Source organism: Ruegeria sp. AD5, from assembly GCF_056542345.1.
Window position 1 is genome coordinate 874,250 of sequence record NZ_JBQFZR010000001.1, and the last position, 17,012, is coordinate 891,261.

At 57.4% G+C, this 17,012-nt stretch carries 18 protein-coding genes; 1 reads left to right on the forward strand and 17 read right to left on the reverse strand.

Annotation, left to right across the window (positions count from 1 at the left end; all coding sequences use genetic code 11):
- Positions 1-43: 43 nt before the first annotated feature.
- The 9 genes from ACR0JG_RS04390 to ACR0JG_RS04430 all read right to left on the reverse strand — a co-directional run bounded on the left by ACR0JG_RS04390 (position 44) and on the right by ACR0JG_RS04430 (position 10,054).
- Complete coding sequence (locus ACR0JG_RS04390; RefSeq protein ID WP_304621965.1) at positions 44-835, reverse strand: amino acid ABC transporter ATP-binding protein; 792 nt, start codon at positions 833-835, stop codon at positions 44-46.
- A gap of 12 nt (positions 836-847) precedes the next feature.
- Positions 848-2,203: an amino acid ABC transporter permease gene (locus tag ACR0JG_RS04395; RefSeq protein WP_170392880.1), complete on the reverse strand. Its 1,356-nt coding sequence runs from the start codon at positions 2,201-2,203 to the stop codon at positions 848-850.
- Position 2,204: 1 nt separating this feature from the next.
- Complete coding sequence (locus ACR0JG_RS04400) at positions 2,205-3,473, reverse strand: ABC transporter permease subunit (protein ID WP_170392881.1); 1,269 nt, start codon at positions 3,471-3,473, stop codon at positions 2,205-2,207.
- Between the two features lie 124 nt (positions 3,474-3,597).
- Positions 3,598-4,617 (reverse strand): amino acid ABC transporter substrate-binding protein, encoded by a 1,020-nt coding sequence (locus ACR0JG_RS04405; RefSeq protein WP_170392882.1) that lies wholly within the window; start codon positions 4,615-4,617, stop codon positions 3,598-3,600.
- Positions 4,618-4,823: 206 nt separating this feature from the next.
- Complete coding sequence (locus ACR0JG_RS04410) at positions 4,824-5,531, reverse strand: ATP12 family chaperone protein (RefSeq protein WP_170515919.1); 708 nt, start codon at positions 5,529-5,531, stop codon at positions 4,824-4,826.
- A 4-nt stretch (positions 5,532-5,535) separates the two neighbouring features.
- Positions 5,536-6,207 (reverse strand): HAD-IA family hydrolase, encoded by a 672-nt coding sequence (locus ACR0JG_RS04415; protein ID WP_170465253.1) that lies wholly within the window; start codon positions 6,205-6,207, stop codon positions 5,536-5,538.
- Positions 6,204-7,247: an RluA family pseudouridine synthase gene (locus tag ACR0JG_RS04420; RefSeq protein ID WP_170663161.1), complete on the reverse strand. Its 1,044-nt coding sequence runs from the start codon at positions 7,245-7,247 to the stop codon at positions 6,204-6,206. Before ACR0JG_RS04420 ends, ACR0JG_RS04415 begins: the two co-directional genes overlap by 4 nt.
- A gap of 104 nt (positions 7,248-7,351) precedes the next feature.
- Positions 7,352-8,665, reverse strand: coding sequence for a replication-associated recombination protein A (locus ACR0JG_RS04425; RefSeq protein WP_170392886.1), 1,314 nt, complete (start codon positions 8,663-8,665; stop codon positions 7,352-7,354).
- A gap of 3 nt (positions 8,666-8,668) precedes the next feature.
- Positions 8,669-10,054 (reverse strand): trypsin-like peptidase domain-containing protein, encoded by a 1,386-nt coding sequence (locus tag ACR0JG_RS04430; protein ID WP_480567791.1) that lies wholly within the window; start codon positions 10,052-10,054, stop codon positions 8,669-8,671.
- Between the two features lie 228 nt (positions 10,055-10,282).
- Here ACR0JG_RS04430 and budA point away from each other — a divergent pair, with 228 nt between their 5' ends.
- On the forward strand, positions 10,283-11,071 hold the full coding sequence (budA, locus tag ACR0JG_RS04435) for an acetolactate decarboxylase (protein ID WP_170663165.1): 789 nt from the start codon (positions 10,283-10,285) through the stop codon (positions 11,069-11,071).
- Between the two features lie 87 nt (positions 11,072-11,158).
- On the opposite strand, the gene rplQ is transcribed toward budA, so the two are convergent.
- The 8 genes from rplQ to ACR0JG_RS04475 all read right to left on the reverse strand — a co-directional run bounded on the left by rplQ (position 11,159) and on the right by ACR0JG_RS04475 (position 16,810).
- The gene (gene rplQ / locus ACR0JG_RS04440; protein WP_170392888.1) at positions 11,159-11,581 is read right to left on the reverse strand and encodes a 50S ribosomal protein L17; all 423 of its coding nucleotides are present in this window, start codon (positions 11,579-11,581) and stop codon (positions 11,159-11,161) included.
- A 118-nt stretch (positions 11,582-11,699) separates the two neighbouring features.
- The gene (locus ACR0JG_RS04445; protein WP_010437127.1) at positions 11,700-12,716 is read right to left on the reverse strand and encodes a DNA-directed RNA polymerase subunit alpha; all 1,017 of its coding nucleotides are present in this window, start codon (positions 12,714-12,716) and stop codon (positions 11,700-11,702) included.
- A 114-nt stretch (positions 12,717-12,830) separates the two neighbouring features.
- Positions 12,831-13,220 carry a 30S ribosomal protein S11 gene (gene rpsK / locus ACR0JG_RS04450; protein ID WP_008757289.1) on the reverse strand — a complete coding sequence of 130 codons (390 nt, stop codon included), beginning with the start codon at positions 13,218-13,220 and terminating at the stop codon, positions 12,831-12,833.
- 15 nt (positions 13,221-13,235) lie between these two features.
- Positions 13,236-13,604 carry a 30S ribosomal protein S13 gene (rpsM, locus tag ACR0JG_RS04455; RefSeq protein WP_480562673.1) on the reverse strand — a complete coding sequence of 123 codons (369 nt, stop codon included), beginning with the start codon at positions 13,602-13,604 and terminating at the stop codon, positions 13,236-13,238.
- 200 nt (positions 13,605-13,804) lie between these two features.
- Positions 13,805-14,449, reverse strand: coding sequence for an adenylate kinase (locus ACR0JG_RS04460; RefSeq protein ID WP_480567794.1), 645 nt, complete (start codon positions 14,447-14,449; stop codon positions 13,805-13,807).
- Positions 14,446-15,810 carry a preprotein translocase subunit SecY gene (secY, locus tag ACR0JG_RS04465; protein WP_170392890.1) on the reverse strand — a complete coding sequence of 455 codons (1,365 nt, stop codon included), beginning with the start codon at positions 15,808-15,810 and terminating at the stop codon, positions 14,446-14,448. Before secY ends, ACR0JG_RS04460 begins: the two co-directional genes overlap by 4 nt.
- Positions 15,811-15,919: 109 nt before the next feature.
- Positions 15,920-16,393: a 50S ribosomal protein L15 gene (gene rplO, locus ACR0JG_RS04470; protein WP_480567797.1), complete on the reverse strand. Its 474-nt coding sequence runs from the start codon at positions 16,391-16,393 to the stop codon at positions 15,920-15,922.
- Positions 16,394-16,594: 201 nt separating this feature from the next.
- Complete coding sequence (locus ACR0JG_RS04475; protein ID WP_480567800.1) at positions 16,595-16,810, reverse strand: DUF1127 domain-containing protein; 216 nt, start codon at positions 16,808-16,810, stop codon at positions 16,595-16,597.
- Positions 16,811-17,012 lie beyond the last annotated feature (202 nt).

The following is a 17,012-nucleotide window of genomic DNA, read 5'->3' on the forward strand; positions in this document are numbered from 1 at the left end:
AGGCGAGGTCGACACCCCGCCTTCTTGGTTTTCTGATCCGAATTTAGTGTCCCAGAATCTGGCTGAGGAACAACTTGGTCCGTTCGCTCTGCGGGTTGTTGAAGAACTCTTCCGGTTCGTTCTGCTCCACAATCTGACCGGCATCCATAAAGATCACGCGGTTGGCGACCTGGCGGGCAAAGCCCATCTCGTGGGTCACACACAGCATGGTCATGCCTTCCTCGGCCAGCTCGATCATGGTGTCGAGCACCTCTTTGATCATCTCAGGGTCCAGCGCCGATGTAGGTTCATCGAACAACATGATCCGCGGCATCATGCACAGCGAGCGGGCAATCGCCACACGCTGCTGCTGACCACCCGATAGCTGACCGGGATACTTGTCGGCCTGCTCAGGGATCTTCACCTTTTCCAGGAAATGCATCGCGCGCTCTTCGGCCTCTTTCTTGGGCGTCTTGCGCACCCAGATCGGGGCCAGCGTGCAGTTTTCCAGAATGGTCAGGTGCGGGAACAGGTTGAAGTGCTGGAACACCATGCCAACCTCGGACCGGATTTTGTCGATGTTTTTCAGGTCATTCGACAGCTCGGTCCCATCCACAATGATCGTGCCCTGCTGGTGTTCCTCCAGCGCGTTCAGGCAGCGGATCAGGGTAGACTTGCCCGACCCCGACGGCCCCGCGATCACAATCCGCTCGCCCTGATTGACGGTCAGATTGATATCGCGCAGCACGTGGAAGGCACCGTACCACTTGTTCATATTGGTGATTTCGATGGCGATTTCGTCGCTCACCTGCATTTTGGAGCGGTCGATTTCGCGTTCAATTGCAAGTTCAGACATGTGTTGAACTCCTTAACGGTGGCCAGTCTGAAGCTTGCGCTCCAGGTACATGGAATAACGGGACATGGAGAAGCAAACCACGAAGAACAGAACGCCGATAAAGGCAAACAGTTCCCAGTAGACGCCGTTCCAGGCGGTATCGGCGCGGATGCCGTTGGTCAGGCCGATCACGTCGAACAGACCGATGATCGAAACCAAAGTCGTATCCTTGAAAATACCGATGAACGTGCTCACGATGCCCGGGATCGAGATTTTCAGCGCCTGTGGCATGATGATCAGCCGCTGCGCCTGCCAGTAGTTCAGGCCCAGACTGTCTGCGCCTTCGTACTGACCACGCGGCAGGGCAGCCAGACCACCCCGGATCACCTCGGCCATATAGGCGGCCGAGAACAGAGTCATCATGATCATCACCCGCAGGATGATGTCAAAATTAGTGCCCGGCGGCAGGAACAGGTTCAGCAACAGCGATGCCACAAACAGCAGGGTAATCAGCGGCACGCCCCGAATGAACTCGATAAAGCCCACGCACAGGTATTTGACGATCATCAGATCGGACTGACGACCCAGCGCCAGCACGATACCGATAGGCAGCGAAACACCAATGGCCACGACACCCAACAGGATCGCTAGCATAAAGCCACCAAAGTCGCGGCTTTCCACCGGCGCGATACCGATCGGAATGATTGCATTGATTGCGTCAGCCACGGAACCGGCAGCAAACAGCCACCATAGTATGGGCAGCGCAATCGCAAGGATAATCGCGGCAAGAGACCCAGCAACCGGAAGCGCAAACTTGTACGCGAAATACCCGATGGCAAATCCGGCGGCGACCATGAGCGGCCCCCAGATCGACCCACCCCACATCAGCCAAGGCAGCAGGAACGGATAAGCCGCCGTTACAATCAACAGCTTACGCGGCACCTTAGTGAACAACACTGGCGCAATAGCAACCAACAACAGGATGAAGGTCAGGTTCGGACGGAAATAGGCCGGCCATGCCCCTGTTTCAGGCGGGTTCGACCATGTGGCATCCGGATGCGCCGGATACGGCGGATAGAACCCATATAGCAGCTGTAGCCAACGATCCTTGATCACACCCCAGCAGGCATGACCATGCGTATCGCCCCACGTAGCCATCATGATCTCACGACATTCCGACAGGGAATTGGCGTTCCAAACGGATTCGAACGTCCATGACAGGATGTTGGAGAGCACATAGTAGATGAAGACCAACGAGACGATCGTCAGGATCGCGTTCAGCCAGCTTGAAAACAGGTTATGCTTGATCCAGCCCAGTACACCGACCTCGGAGGCGGGTGGTGCCTGTTCCGGCAACATTTCCGTGCGGACAAATGAAACATCACTCATATTACCGCTCCACCAGTTTGACACGGTTGTTGTACCAGTTCATCACCGCCGAAATGCTCAGCGAGATGGACAGGTAGACCAGCATCAGCAGCAGAACGCATTCCAGCTCGCGACCGGTCTGGTTCATTGTGATGCCACCCAGCGTACCCGTGATGTCCATATATCCGACCGCGATCGCCAGCGACGAGTTCTTGGTCAGGTTCAGATAGTTCGAGATCATTGGCGGGATGATCACCCGCAACGCCTGCGGCAAGATCACCAGACGCATGGTCCGGCCCGGGCGCAGGCCCAGTGCGGATGCAGCCTCGGTCTGACCCTTGGAAATAGCCAGAATACCAGCGCGCACGATCTCGGCGATGAATGCCGCAGTGTACAGCGACAGGGCCAGCCACAAGGCAATCAGCGAGTTACGAAGGTGGGTACCGCCGCTGAAGTTGAAGCCTTTCAGCTCAGGGTAGCCCAGGTGAAAACCCAGAACGCCCAGCAGGATAGCTGACGGCACGAACAAAAGGCCCAGTTGGATGTGCCAGATGGTCGGGCGATCGCCGGTCTTTTCTTGCGTTGAATTGGCCCAGGCCGAAACCTTGCGCATCGCAAAGATGCTGCCGCCAAACACGATCAGGAAGGCGATCAGGTCAAGCGAAACATCAAAGCGCAGGCTTGAGGTACCGAAAAGGTGGATATCGCCCAATCCGCGCGAGAACAGAAACTCGGGGATATAGACCCCGCGATTTGTGACCGCGACCGTGCCAAAAAGATCCATCGTGGCTTCTGGGTTTTCACCTCGGAAGGCGCGCGGTGCTGGCAGGCTTTCAATCAGGATCGCCATGGCGAACACGATCCAAAGCAGCACTGGAACGTTACGGAACATCTCGACATAGACTGTCATGATCCGCGCGATCAGCCAGTTATTCGACAGGCGCAAAACACCGACCATGACACCGATGATCGTTGCTGTGATACAGCCCAGAACTGCAACAACCAGAGTGTTTAGCAGGCCTATAAACGCTGCGCGCAGATGGGTATCGCGCGAGTCGTATTCCAGCAGGCGTTGGTTGATGTCATAGCTGGCCGGTTCGGCAAAAAAGTCGAACCCGACTGTTCTGCCCAGCGTTTCAAGGTTCTGAATGGTGTTGTTGATAATCCAGGCTGCCAGAAGCATGAAACCGATCATCGCTATGACCTGAATGGTCGCAGATCGGTACCGCGTATCATAAAGGAGCATGGACAGCCGGAAGTGCTCCTTCGGCGGGTCAGTGAGTGTCGTCATGACCTATGTATATCCCCGTGCATCCCGGATGTTGGCAGAGTTTGCCTCTGCTCAGATCGTTCCGGGCGTGTTTCTTATGGAAGGAAAAAGGGCGCGGGTTCCCCCGCGCCCTTTTCCGTGGATCTTAGCGGAAAGGCGGTGCGTACAGCAGGCCACCATCGGTCCACTGTGCGTTCAGGCCGCGTGCCAGACCGATCGGGGTTTCCTCACCGATGTTCTTGGCAAACACTTCGCCGTAGTTACCGCCGACTTTGATCGCACGCTGTGCCCAGTTCGCGTCCAGACCCAGCATCTCACCCAGCGTACCTTCGGTACCCAACAGGCGGTTTACCTCTGGGTTGTCGGTGGCACCGCTGGACATCTCGTCGATGTTCGCCGAGGTTACACCCAGCTCTTCCGCTGCGATCAGTGCGTTCAGGGTCCAGCGGACCACATCGCCCCACTCGTGATCGCCGTGACGGACCAGCGGGCCCAGCGGCTCTTTCGAGATGATTTCGGGCAGGATCACGTGGTCGCCTGCGTTTTCAAAGGTGGCGCGCGTAGCAGCCAGACCCGATGCGTCGGTGGTGTAAACGTCACAGGCACCAGCCAGATACTGCTGCTGCGCTTCGGCGTTGGTTTCGATCGGAACCGGCTCGTAGCTCATGTTGTTGATGCGGAAGAAATCCGCCAGGTTAAGCTCGGTGGTGGTGCCGGTCTGGATACAAACTGTTGCACCGTCCAGTTCCTTGGCCGAGCTGACGCCCAGTGCCTTGGGAACCATGAAACCCTGACCATCGTAGTAGTTGATGCCGACGAATTCGAACTTCAGGTCGACGTCGCGGCTGAAGGTCCACGTGGTGTTACGGGCCAGCATGTCAATCTCGCCCGAAGCCAGCGCGGTGAAACGTGTTTTACCGGTGGTCGGGATGAACTCAACGGCGCTTGGGTCGTCCAGAACGGCAGCGGCTACCGCGCGGCATACGGCCACGTCAAAACCCTGCCACTCACCATTGGCATCGGGGCTGGCAAAGCCGGGTACGCCGGTTGCAACGCCGCAGTTCAGCTTGCCGCGGGCTTTCACGTCGTCAACGGTACCCGCTGCAGCTGCGCCAGCAGCCAGGCCGGCAATGGTTGCCACGCCCAAAATTACGGATTTTTTCATTTTTACCTCTTCCTGATTTTCCATCCCTGAATGGAACGGTTCGATCCGGCGCATAGGCGCCAGAAAGGTTACCCAAAAGGTGTCTCCCCTTTAGTGGCCCGAGTTTGGGCGTATTCATCAACAAACGTCAAGGGCTGGATCAGGGAAAACGATAGGTCTTTTCGGGCAGAATCGGACACAAATTCACGATTTGACGAGAATCCGTCTCAGAACGAGAGGTCAAAGAACTGCTTTGCGTGCAGAAAGGCGGCCCGTTTCACTTCGGCGGCAGCATGTGCCTCATCGTCGTGGCCCCATTGTTCGATCTGCCAAAGCTCGTCCAGCCGAGAAATGCGCCATATCTCGTCCGGTTTGCGCCAATTCTGGGCTGCCGCGAAACCAAGAATCAATGATCCCGACAGGCTGACGAGGTCATGAAACGCTGCCAGTTGGAACGCATTCAGTCCATGCACCCGGTCACGCAGGCCTTGCAGCACCTCGGCAGCTTGCGGTTGATGCACCACCCCTGCACGCGGGATCAACCGTGCGCCCAGCGCGTCCGCAGCCCAATCCAATGCAGGATCCCAGGCCTCGGATTGGCGCTGCTGCAACGTTTCGGGATGGGTCGCCCGATAACACAGCAGATCCGAGTCGCCGTAATCGGCCAGCATATCGGCAACCTCACCATGCTGGTGCCGCACCTTGTCGATCGCCGCATTGGCCGAACGGGTGAATGGCATCGTGGTCGGATCGATTTTCTTTTCCTGCGCATCCCATTCCCGTGCAACGGCCTCGGCCATGGCACGCGTGGGCAGGTCCAGCGCAGCCTTGGCGGGCGTTTTGACCCGCCGACCATCCAGTTCAACCGTATAGCCCCCGTCGGTCTCAACGACCGTGCTTGTCGTCCAGAAGCGTTTGGGTTTCCAGTCGCTCATCTCTTTAGCCCCAGATCTTGGCCAGTGCGCCTGGCAATTCTTCGAATGTTTCGATCACATGTGTTGCGGTCGTCAGTGCCCGACGATCGTGATAACCCCAGCTAACACCGATCCCGGCAACTTGCGCGGCTGCGGCCATATCCATGTCAAAGCTGGTGTCGCCCACCATGACGGCTTGCGCAGCCGGCACGCCCGTTTCAGCCAAAGCTGTTTCTATCATCGACGGGTGCGGCTTGGACGGGTGGTGATCTGCAACCTGACGAGTAATAAAATGCTGCTGCAACCCATGCCCTTCAAGCAGCGCATCAAGCCCGCGCTGAGATTTGCCTGTGGCCACTCCCAAAAGAACCTCGGGCTGAGCGTGAAGAGCCTCAATCACTTGGCGCGCACCGGGATAAAGCGGCGAACTTGCGGCGCCCTGCTCCAACCTTTGCGCGTGATAGGCCTGCTTATATCCGTCAACCAATGCGCTTTGTATCCGTTCGGACTGATCTGCTGCCAGACGCGCCATTGCATGGGGCAGAGATAAACCGACGATGGACAGGATGGCGTCACGATCCGGGACCGGCAGTGACTGCGCCTGAAAACAGGCGGTCATTGCCGAAACAATGGCACCCTGACTATCGACCAGAGTGCCATCCACATCAAACAGGACCAGCCGCAATGGAGCGTTCATCGCAACTCCTCAAACGGATCATCTGCAGCGAGGTCTTCGGCCCAGCCCAGCGTATCCCAGCTGTGTTTCATATGATCCGGTAAAGGCGCCGTAAGCGAGATAGGTTTGCGGGTCATCGGGTGTTCAAAGGACAGGCTGCGGGCGTGGAGGTGCAGCTTTTTGCTGATGATACCTCCCAACTGCGCGCCCCAGCCATCGCCGAGGTTTTCCTGCCCCGAGCCGCCATATTTCCCATCGCCAATGATCGGGTGGCCGATCGCCGCCATATGTGCGCGCAGCTGATGGGTCCGCCCCGTCACCGGCTCCATCGCGACCCAGGCTGCCCGCCCTGCAACGCGATACAGCGTTGCATAGAGCGTATGCGCGCGTTTTGCGCCGGGCGTATCGTTCACTTCGCTCGGATGAACAGCGATCATCTTCTCGCCTTCGCCATGCTTACCATGCCCCGGTGCCTTGACCAGCCCGGTCTTGATTTCGCCCAGGTACGGAGTTGGAACACCAGCTACCAGCGCCCAATAGATTTTCTGGGTGCTGCGATGCCGGAACGCAGCGGTCAGCCCCTTGGCAGCCTCGCGCGTGCGGGCCAACAGCAGTACGCCCGAGGTGTCCTTATCCAAACGATGCACAAGGCGCGGGTTCTCGTCATACCCAAAACGCAATGCCTCAGACAGGCTATCCACATGGCGGGTTTGACCGCTGCCACCCTGAACTGGCAAGCCATGCGGCTTGTTCAGCGCCAGCACGTGATCGTCTTTATAAATCACGCAAGACTGGATCATCTTTGCGTCAGCGTCCGAAACACGATGCTTTACGACAGCGGGCTTATGGTCGGCGTCTGGCAGCGGCGGCACGCGCACAGACTGCCCGGCCTCTAGCCGCGTCGAAGCTTTGACCCGACTGCCATCTACGCGCAGTTCACCCTTGCGGCACATCTTCTCGATCCGGCCCTGGCTGACATGAGGAAACAGGCGGCGCAGCCAACGATCCAGCCGCTGGTCGCCATCCCCCTCTGCTACGGTGATCACCTGTACGCCGCTCATGCCATTGCCCCTTGTTCCGCACGGCTGATCCGCCCGGATAGTGCTTGTTTCAGTGCCTTAGAAATCATGCGCGTCTGTCGCGCGCATCGCGTGCAGAGTCAAGTCTAGCCCTGATTGCGTTGCGTTCTCAGCTTGGCGAAGTATTCCAGCCGTTTTTTCAGCTCGCGCTCAAAACCACGCTCTACCGGCTGATAGAGAACCGGGCGCTTCATATCATCCGGGAAATAGTTCTGACCCGAGAACCCATCTTCGGCATCGTGGTCATAGGCATACCCTGCACCATATCCCTGATCCTTCATTAGCGATGTCGGAGCGTTCAGGATATGTTTGGGTGGCGGTTCACTGCCCGATTGCTTGGCCAGCCGCATCGCCGCCTTATACCCCACATAGGCCCCGTTCGATTTCGGAGCGAGCGCCAGATACACCAACGCCTGCGCCAGTGCCAACTCGCCCTCGGGCGAGCCCAGCCGTTCATAGGTTTCCCAACTGTGCAGGCAGATCGATTGCGCCTGAGGATCGGCCAAACCGATATCTTCAACCGCCATCCGCGTGATCCTCCGCGCCAGATAGCGCGGGTCTTCGCCGCCGGTCAGCATCCGCGCAAACCAATACAGCGCCGCGTCAGGGTCCGATCCACGCACCGATTTGTGCAGGGCTGAGATCAGATTATAATGCTCATCCCCCGATTTGTCGTATTTTGCGGCCCGCCGCATCAGGCGCGTCGACAATGCATCCGGGTCCAGATCGGCGTCCACTTTCCAAGCAGCTACCTGTTCAATCAGGTTCAGTAGAGCGCGACCGTCGCCATCCGCCATCTCCTGCAGCGCCTCGCGGGCGGCAGACGTTAGTGGCAAGGCGCGGTCAAGCTCTTTCTCGGCGCGTTGTGTCAAACGCTCAAGATCAGCAAGGCTAAGGCGTTCCAGAACCAACACCTGAGACCGGCTGAGTACCGCCGCGTTTAGCTCGAAGGAAGGGTTTTCGGTCGTCGCGCCAACCAGGAGGATCGTGCCGTCCTCCATATGCGGCAGAAACCCGTCCTGTTGCGCTTTATTGAAACGGTGGATTTCGTCAACAAATAGTAAGGTGCCCTGCCCGTTCTGACGACGGATTTTAGCAGCCTCAAATACCTTCTTCAGATCCGGCACGCCGGTAAAAATCGCGCTGATCTGTACGAAATGCAGATCGGTCTCCTGCGCCAGCAACCGGGCGATGGTTGTCTTTCCTACACCCGGCGGGCCCCAGAAGATCAGGCTGGACAGGCTACCTGACGCGAGCATCACCCCCAATGGCGCATCTGGTCCCAAAACCTGCTCTTGCCCGATCACCTCAGACAGGGATTGTGGGCGCAAGCGATCCGCAAGCGGCCTGTGCGGCGAAGCGGTTGGTTCCGCAGAACCGGTATCGAACAAGTCACTCACGGATCACAACCGAAACCGCAATGAGATTAACCGGCTTCCCCGCTCAATCTCCATCTGTACCCGGCGACCTGGATCGGTCAGGGCCTGAACGATATCCTCCGGTGTCTCGGTTCTGGTTCCGTTGATACCTTTTACGACATCGCCCACACGCAATCCTGCGCGGCCGCCATAGCGGTTCGGATCAACCACTACGACGCCGGTCTGAGACAGCGACAAGCCAAGCTTTACGATCACCGCCGGATTTACACCCGAAACGATCAGACCTGGCATGACCGTATCCTCGTCCAGCGTAGTCTCATCCGCCGCAGGCGTTTCAGGCGGTTTGATCAGCGCCACTTCAATATCCGAGCGGTCTTCGCCCCGCAGCCGAGTCAGGAGCGACTTTCCACCCACCCCGGCAACAGCCATGCGAAATTTCATCTCGGCCGGAGAATTCACCTCGTCCCCGTCGACATGAGTGACAACGTCCCCGACCCGCAGACCCGCTTCTGCCAGCGGACTCAGTTCATGTAAGTCAGAAATCACCACCCCGAGAGGGATGGCCATACCCAGAGACTCGGCTATATCCGCGCTCATGTGTTGACCGGCCATTCCTGCCCAAGGACTTACGAAGCTTTCGTTGCCAGACTGCGCCTGCCGCAGGAATTCGGCTACCAAATTGGCCGGAATGGCAAAGCCGATACCGTTCGACCCGCCCGAGCGGGTCAGGATTGAAGTATTGATACCAATCAGATCACCATTCACATCGATCAGCGCGCCACCGGAATTGCCCGGGTTGATCGCCGCATCGGTTTGAATGAAGTACCCTCTTGCGTTTCCGGTTGCGGTTCCTGTGCGCGCCAGCCCTGAAATAATACCTGACGAAACAGTTTGGCCAACGCCGAAGGGGTTGCCAATCGCCAGCGTCAGCTCTCCTACTTCAACCTGATCGGAATCGCGCATCTGCAGGAACGGCAGATCGCTTGCCTCATTCAGCCGCAAGATTGCAATGTCGCTTTCTTTGTCACCCAGAACGACTTCGGCAGTGAATTCACGACGGTCGGTAGTCACGACCTGAATTTCCGATGCCATCCCCACAACGTGGTAGTTTGACACCACATACCCATCACCAGTGAGGATCACGCCGGAGCCGAGCGAATTCTGCACACGGGGGCGTGGCGTCCCAAATCCACGGCCAAAGAAGTCCTGAAAGAACGGGTCAGAAAATAGCGGATTTGCCCGCCCTTCGCGAACAATCTTGGCGTAGATGTTCACAACCGCCGGGGCAGCCTGCTTTACGACAGGGGCGAACCCGAGGCTGATTTCGGTCTGGCTTTTTGGTACCTGCGTCTCTGCGGCTGCCGGTATTGCGCCCATCAGCAATACTAGGGAACACAATAGTCTTAGCATCATCGGCCCTCCGGCAATATCGCCAACCGGATATGCGGGGCCGATGCAAAGATTGCAAGCGACATAACCCGCTGCCTTCGACAATGCAGAGGACCTACCGCTTTCTTTTGAGCTATTCGCACAAATATCCTGCTTGAGCATTATGGCTTCGCAAAGCGTTGCAAAAGTTTCACAGGGAGTTGTGCTATGTGTTGGACTTGGCGCTGAATCCAATCAGAGGGAACGACCATGCACAAAGACCGGGAATTGACCTTTGCAACGGCCCTTGCCTCTCATCATCGAAATAAGAGCTTTGTGCGGGAAGAGCACGCCCACGAGTATTACCAGGCCTCACTACTGAGTGCCGTCATGCAGGGAGTCTATGACGGGACTGTTTCCATCGGTCAGCTGCTGGAACACGGAGATTTCGGTCTCGGTACCTTCAACGCCCTGGACGGAGAAATGGTGGTGCTGGATGGTGTCGCTTATCGCCTGGATGGGGAAGGCAAAGCGACAATTGCGGATAACGGCGCGCTGACACCATACGCAGCCGTCATTGACTTTGAACCGACGATTTCGCTTGCGTTGGATTCTCCTGTCAACAAATCCGGTTTCGAGGAGGGTTTGGATGACATGGCCGATGCAAAGAACTTGTTTTATGCGGTTCGTTTCACCGGATTGATCAAACACATTAGGTATCGAAACGTTTTGAAACAGGAACGGCCATACAAACCTTTGCTGGAAGTGGTCAAAACGCAGGCCGAGTTTGAATTGGAAAACGTGGAGGGAACTATTCTCGGGTTCCGCTGCCCTGACTACGCAGTCGGGATTGGCGTACCGGGTTACCACTTGCATTTCATCTCTGACGACCGGACCACCGGTGGGCACGTACTTGATTATACATTGACCCGGGGAAAGATCGAAATCGATCACACGTCGTCTCTTCATCTGGAACTGCCAGAGACAGAGGATTTCTCTGACGCCAATTTGTCCGCGGGAGCGTCGGCGGATGGTATTCTGAAAGCCGAAAGCAATTAAATTTAAACCGCCTTGGATTTTCACACAGAGCAAAAGAAAACCCCCGCGTCTGCGACGCGGGGGCTGAAACTCAGATATAGCCAAGGCTTATTCTTCGTCTGCGGCCTCTTCGGCGGCAACACGAGCTTTGTCAGCTGCGCCTTTGGCGTCGATGTCGCGGTCAACGAATTCGATGATCGCCATCGGTGCCATGTCACCATAGCGGAAGCCTGCTTTTAGGATACGGACATAACCGCCCTGACGCTCGGCGTAACGAGGACCCAGAACTTCGAACAGCTTGGCGACGTCTTTGTCTTCTTTCAGCTGTGCTGCGGCCTGACGGCGGGCGTGCAGGTCGCCGCGCTTGCCCAGAGTGATCAGTTTTTCAACGATCGGGCGCAGTTCTTTTGCCTTGGGCAGAGTTGTTTTGATTTGCTCATGCTCGATGAGCGAGCCAGCCATGTTTGCAAACAGAGCTTTGCGGTGCTCATGAGTACGGTTCAGGCGGCGATAACCACGTGCGTGACGCATTTTCTAGTTCCTTCTTTCGCGTTTTGCTTTGTCTGGCCGGCGATGCGTGTCACCGGCTCTCCTTGGGGCGGAAGTGCCCATATGGTCCCCGGCAGCCCGGGCATTTGTGAAGACGCGCTTAGAACGCGTCTTCGAATTTTTTGGCCAGATCTTCGATGTTGTCGGGCGGCCAGTCCTCGACATCCATGCCGAGGTGCAGACCCATACCGGACAGCACTTCCTTGATCTCGTTCAGCGACTTGCGGCCGAAGTTCGGAGTGCGCAGCATCTCGGCTTCGGTCTTCTGGATCAGATCGCCGATGTAAACGATGTTGTCGTTCTTCAGGCAGTTTGCCGAACGGACCGACAGTTCCAGCTCGTCCACTTTCTTCAGCAGCAGCGGGTTGAACTCCAGACCATCGTCTTCGTCCTGGCGGCCAGCCGATTCCGGCTCATCGAAGTTGACGAAGATTGACAGCTGATCCTGCAGGATGCGTGCGGCAAATGCCAGCGCATCCTCGGGCGTGATCGAACCGTCGGTGTCGATTTTCAGGGTCAGCTTGTCATAGTCCAGAACCTGACCTTCACGGGTCGGCTGAACGTCATAGGCAACCTTTTTGACCGGCGAGTAGATCGCGTCGATCGGGATCAGGCCGATGGGTGCGTCTTCGGGCTTGTTCTTCTCAGCCGAGACATAGCCCTTGCCGGTGTTGACGGTCAGTTCCATGAACAGGTCTGCGCCATCGTCCAGGTGGCAGATGACGTGATCGCGGTTCAGAACCTCGATGCCAGCGCTTTCGCTGATGTCGCCAGCGGTGACAACTGCGGGGCCTTTGGCATTGATCGACAGGCGCTTGGGCCCTTCGACTTCCATGCGCAGCGACACGCCTTTGAGGTTCAGGATGATGTCGGTGACGTCTTCACGTACGCCCGCAACCGAGGAGAACTCGTGCAGGACGTTGTCGATTTGAACGCTGGTGATGGCCGCACCTTGCAGCGAGCTCATCAGAACGCGGCGCAGCGCGTTGCCCAGGGTCAGACCAAAGCCACGCTCAAGCGGCTCGGCAACCAGGGTTGCCTGACGTGCAGGGTCGTTGCCCGGCTTGCCGTCCAGTTGGGTCGGCTTGATCAATTCTGCCCAATTCTTGTGGATCATGTAATCCCTCCATTCCTGTCCGCGCCCCATGACCAACAAGGTGCAGACGCCCGAGGTTCAAAATGACGTGCTGGGGCCGTGCAAAAACACAGCCCCAGCCTAATTCAAAATCGCTTAGACGCGACGACGCTTCGGCGGACGGCAGCCGTTGTGAGCAATCGGTGTCACATCGCGGATCGACGTGATGTTGAAGCCCACTGCAGCCAGCGCACGCAGAGCCGATTCACGACCCGAACCGGGGCCCTGAACTTCGACTTCCAGCGTCTTGACGCCATGTTCCTGCGCCTTTTTGCCTGCATCTTCTGCAGCCATCTGAGCGGCGTAGGGGGTCGATTTCCGCGATCCCTTGAAGCCCATGGTACCGGCAGACGACCACGAGATGGCGTTGCCCTGTACGTCCGAGATCAGGATCTTGGTGTTGTTGAAGGTCGAGTTCACATGGGCAACGCCCGATGCGATGTTCTTACGCTCTTTGCGCTTAACGCGAGTCTTGTCACGTGCCATCAGTCAGACCCTCCCTTATTTCTTCTTACCGGCAATGGCCTTTGCGGGGCCTTTGCGGGTACGAGCATTGGTGTGGGTACGCTGACCGCGAACCGGCAGGTTGCGGCGGTGACGCAGACCGCGATAGCAGCCCAGGTCCATCAGGCGCTTGACGTTCATCTGAACTTCACGACGCAGGTCACCTTCGACGGTGAAGTTTGCATCGATGTGCTCGCGGATGGCCAGAACTTCGGCGTCGGACAGTTCGTTGACGCGACGGTGCGCTTCGATGCCTACGGCTTCGCAGATTGCTTTGGCCGAGGTGTTTCCGATACCGGTGATATATGTGAGGGCGATTGGTACCCGCTTTGTAGTCGGGATGTTTACGCCGGCAATACGTGCCACGTGTCACTTTCCTTTTTGTTGCGGTTCCGTAACTCCGGAACCTTTTTTCACAACACTTGACCGTGGCAGTGACGCCAGAGGGTCCAGTATTATTCGAGGTGGTCGGGGCAATTGGGACGAATCCCGCATGCGGTTTTGATTCCCTTTAGGGATGGGGGTCGATATGGGCTTTTGGCGGTGCCGTCAAGCCCATATTGATATCAGCCTAGAACGGCCTCGATCGACGCGGTGACTTCCTTGATATCCGCCAGCCCGTTCACCGGGCGCAGATCGCCTTTGGCGTAGTAATAGCCAATCAGCGGCGAGGTCTTCTTGTAGTATTCCATCAGGCGCGTACGAAGGCTGTCTTCGTTATCGTCGGCGCGACGGACGAAGTCATTTTCCTTGCCGCAATTGGTGCATTTTCCATCCGCCGGGATCGGCTTGGTGTTGTCATTATATACCTCACCACACTCGCCGCAGGTTGACCGCGCCGTGATCCGGTCCACCAGCGCGTCATCGTCCACACGAATCTCGATCACCGTATGCAGCGACTGGCCCAGCTTGGTCAGCAGAGCCGACAGCGCGTCTGCCTGTGCCAGCGTCCGGGGGAAGCCGTCAAAGATGAAACCGGCACCTTTTTCGGTGGTCAGTTTCTCTTCAATCAGGCCGATCACGATCTCATCGGTGACCAGCTTGCCCGCGTCCATGATCGCAGCAACCTTCTGGCCCATTTCCGTGCCCGAGGTTTTCGCCTCGCGCAGCATGTCTCCGGTGCTGAGTTGCACCATACCGCGGGTTTCAACCAGGTGACGCGCCTGCGTTCCTTTGCCTGCCCCCGGGGGGCCGAGAAGAATGATGTTCATCGACGAGCAGCTCCCTTTCTGCCGCGTTTCTTGCCTTTGCCGCGCAGCTGGGACTTTTCAATCAGCCCTTCGTATTGATGCGCCAGCAGGTGGCTCTGGACCTGTTGGATCGTGTCCATGGTCACAGAGACGATAATCAGAACCGAGGTGCCGCCGAAATAGAACGGGATAGCAAACTGGCCCCGCAGGATTTCAGGCAGCAGACAAACGGCCGCCAGATAGGCCGAACCCAGAACCAGCACGCGGTTGACGACGTATTCCAGATACTCGGCGGTCTTCTTGCCGGGACGGATACCCGGCACAAAACCGTTCTGCTTTTTCAGGTTGTCCGCCACATCGTCCGGCTTGAACGAAACGTTGAACGTGTAGAAATAGGCGAAGAACACGATCATCGAAGCGAAGAACAGCAGATAAAGCGGCTGTCCGGGGCCGAAGTTGGCCAGCAGCCACGACATCACCGGGCCATTTGTGGCGCCCGACGAGAAGGTCGAGATCGTTACCGGCAGCAACAGCAGCGAGCTTGCAAAGATCGCAGGGATCACACCCGCCGGGTTCACTTTGACCGGCAGGTGGCTGGAGCCGCCTTCGTAGACTTTCATACCAGCCTGACGGCGCGGGTATTGGATATGGATCTTGCGCAGGGCCCGCTCCATGAACACCACAAAGGTGATCACGGCGATGACCATGATGATCACACCCACGATCACGGCGGGGCTGATTGCACCGCTGCGGCCCGAAGCGAAGAACTGCGCCAGAGCGGCGGGAACCTCGGCGATAATGCCAACGAAGATGATCAGAGAGATACCATTGCCGATGCCGCGTGCGGTGATCTGCTCGCCCAGCCACATCAGGAACATGGTGCCGCCGACCAAAGTGATCATGGTCGACATACGGAAGAACATGCCCGGATCGGTCGCAAGATCGCCCGATTCCAACGAAACCGCCAGACCATAAGCCTGAACGGTGGCCAGAGCCACGGTACCGAAACGGGTGTATTGGTTGATCTTCTTGCGCCCTTGCTCGCCCTCTTTCTTAAGCTGTTCGAGCGCGGGAACCATCGATGTCAGCAGCTGCACGATGATCGAGGCCGAGATATAGGGCATGATGCCGAGGGCAAAGATACCCATCCGCCCCAGCGCCCCGCCGGTGAACATCGAAACCATGCCGCCGATGCCCTGCCCCGCTTGCTCCATGAACTCACGCAAGGCTTGCCCGTCGATACCTGGGACCGGAATGAAGGTGCCCAGACGATAGACGATCAACAAACCCAGCGTGAACAGGATGCGGTTGCGCAGATCGGTGGCTTTGCCCAAAGCAGCCCAGCTTGTGTTGGCTGCCATTTGTTCTGCTGCTGATACCATAAATCGGTCTCTCTTATGAAAACACCGCCCGGAACCGTTTTCCGGCTCGGGCGGCGTCTTGGAAAACTCTGAGGTCTATGTAAGCGGGTCTGCGCCCGCTCACAAGCGCTTACTCTGCCGCAGCAGCATTTGTGACCGTAAGTGAGCCGCCCGCTTTCTCAACCGCTTCCACAGCAGCTTTCGAAGCACCGGTGACTTCCAGGTTCACTTTGGCACTGATCTCACCTTTCGCCAGAACGCGGATACCGTCTAGCTTGCGACGGACCAGACCGGATGCAACCAGCGCGTCCTCGGTGATCGCAGCTTTGGCATCCAGCTTGCCGGCGTCGACAAATTTCTGGATCAGACCCAGATTGATAACGGCGAATGCCTTGCGGTTCGGCTTGTTGAAGCCACGCTTGGGTAGGCGCTGGTACAGCGGCATCTGGCCGCCTTCATAGCCGTTGATGGCCACACCCGAACGGGATTTCTGGCCTTTGATACCACGGCCACCCATTTTACCTTTGCCGGAACCGGGGCCACGGCCAACGCGGGTGCGTTTCGGTGCGGCGCCAGGATTGTCGCGCAATTCGTTCAGTTTCATTTCGCTTCTCCTAAGCCGGATGTGACCCCCGAAGCGTGATGGGCCAAACACGGCATTTCTTGATTTTGATTCTCGTGGACGGAAATCCACCGGAGCGCTCTACAGCGTTGTGCCCTGCGTTGCAAGGTTTGATCCATCACAATTGCCAAAACCAAAAGAGGCGCCAGATTGGCGCCTCTTCATCGATGAGTGGTTGGGGTATTACGCGCAATATGCGTGGTCGCGTGCAATATCTGCGATATCACAACGGCGAACGCCGATATCGTCCAGCTCGCGATTGCTCAGGCTTTGCAGTTCGCGATAGGTGCGGCTGTATTCTGCAGCCTGAGCGCGGTTTTCTTTTACGCGCTCAACAAAGCTCGCAATACGAGCGCTCAGGTTGAAACCGCCATGTGTCAGTGTTGCTGTATGTGCCATATCTAATTTCCTTTCTGTTCCGAGGCGTATTCCCCGGGCGTTTCCATTTGTTCCTTTGTGCACAAGGCTCAGATAGGAGTGTTCGATATCGCTAACAACGCGCGTTTTGGTCTAGCCGATATGCGGTGGGGGAATGGCAAGCGGGAGTACGCAGGCTACTCTGAATGCAACGTATGTCCACTTTGCGGACAAAGCTGCCGAT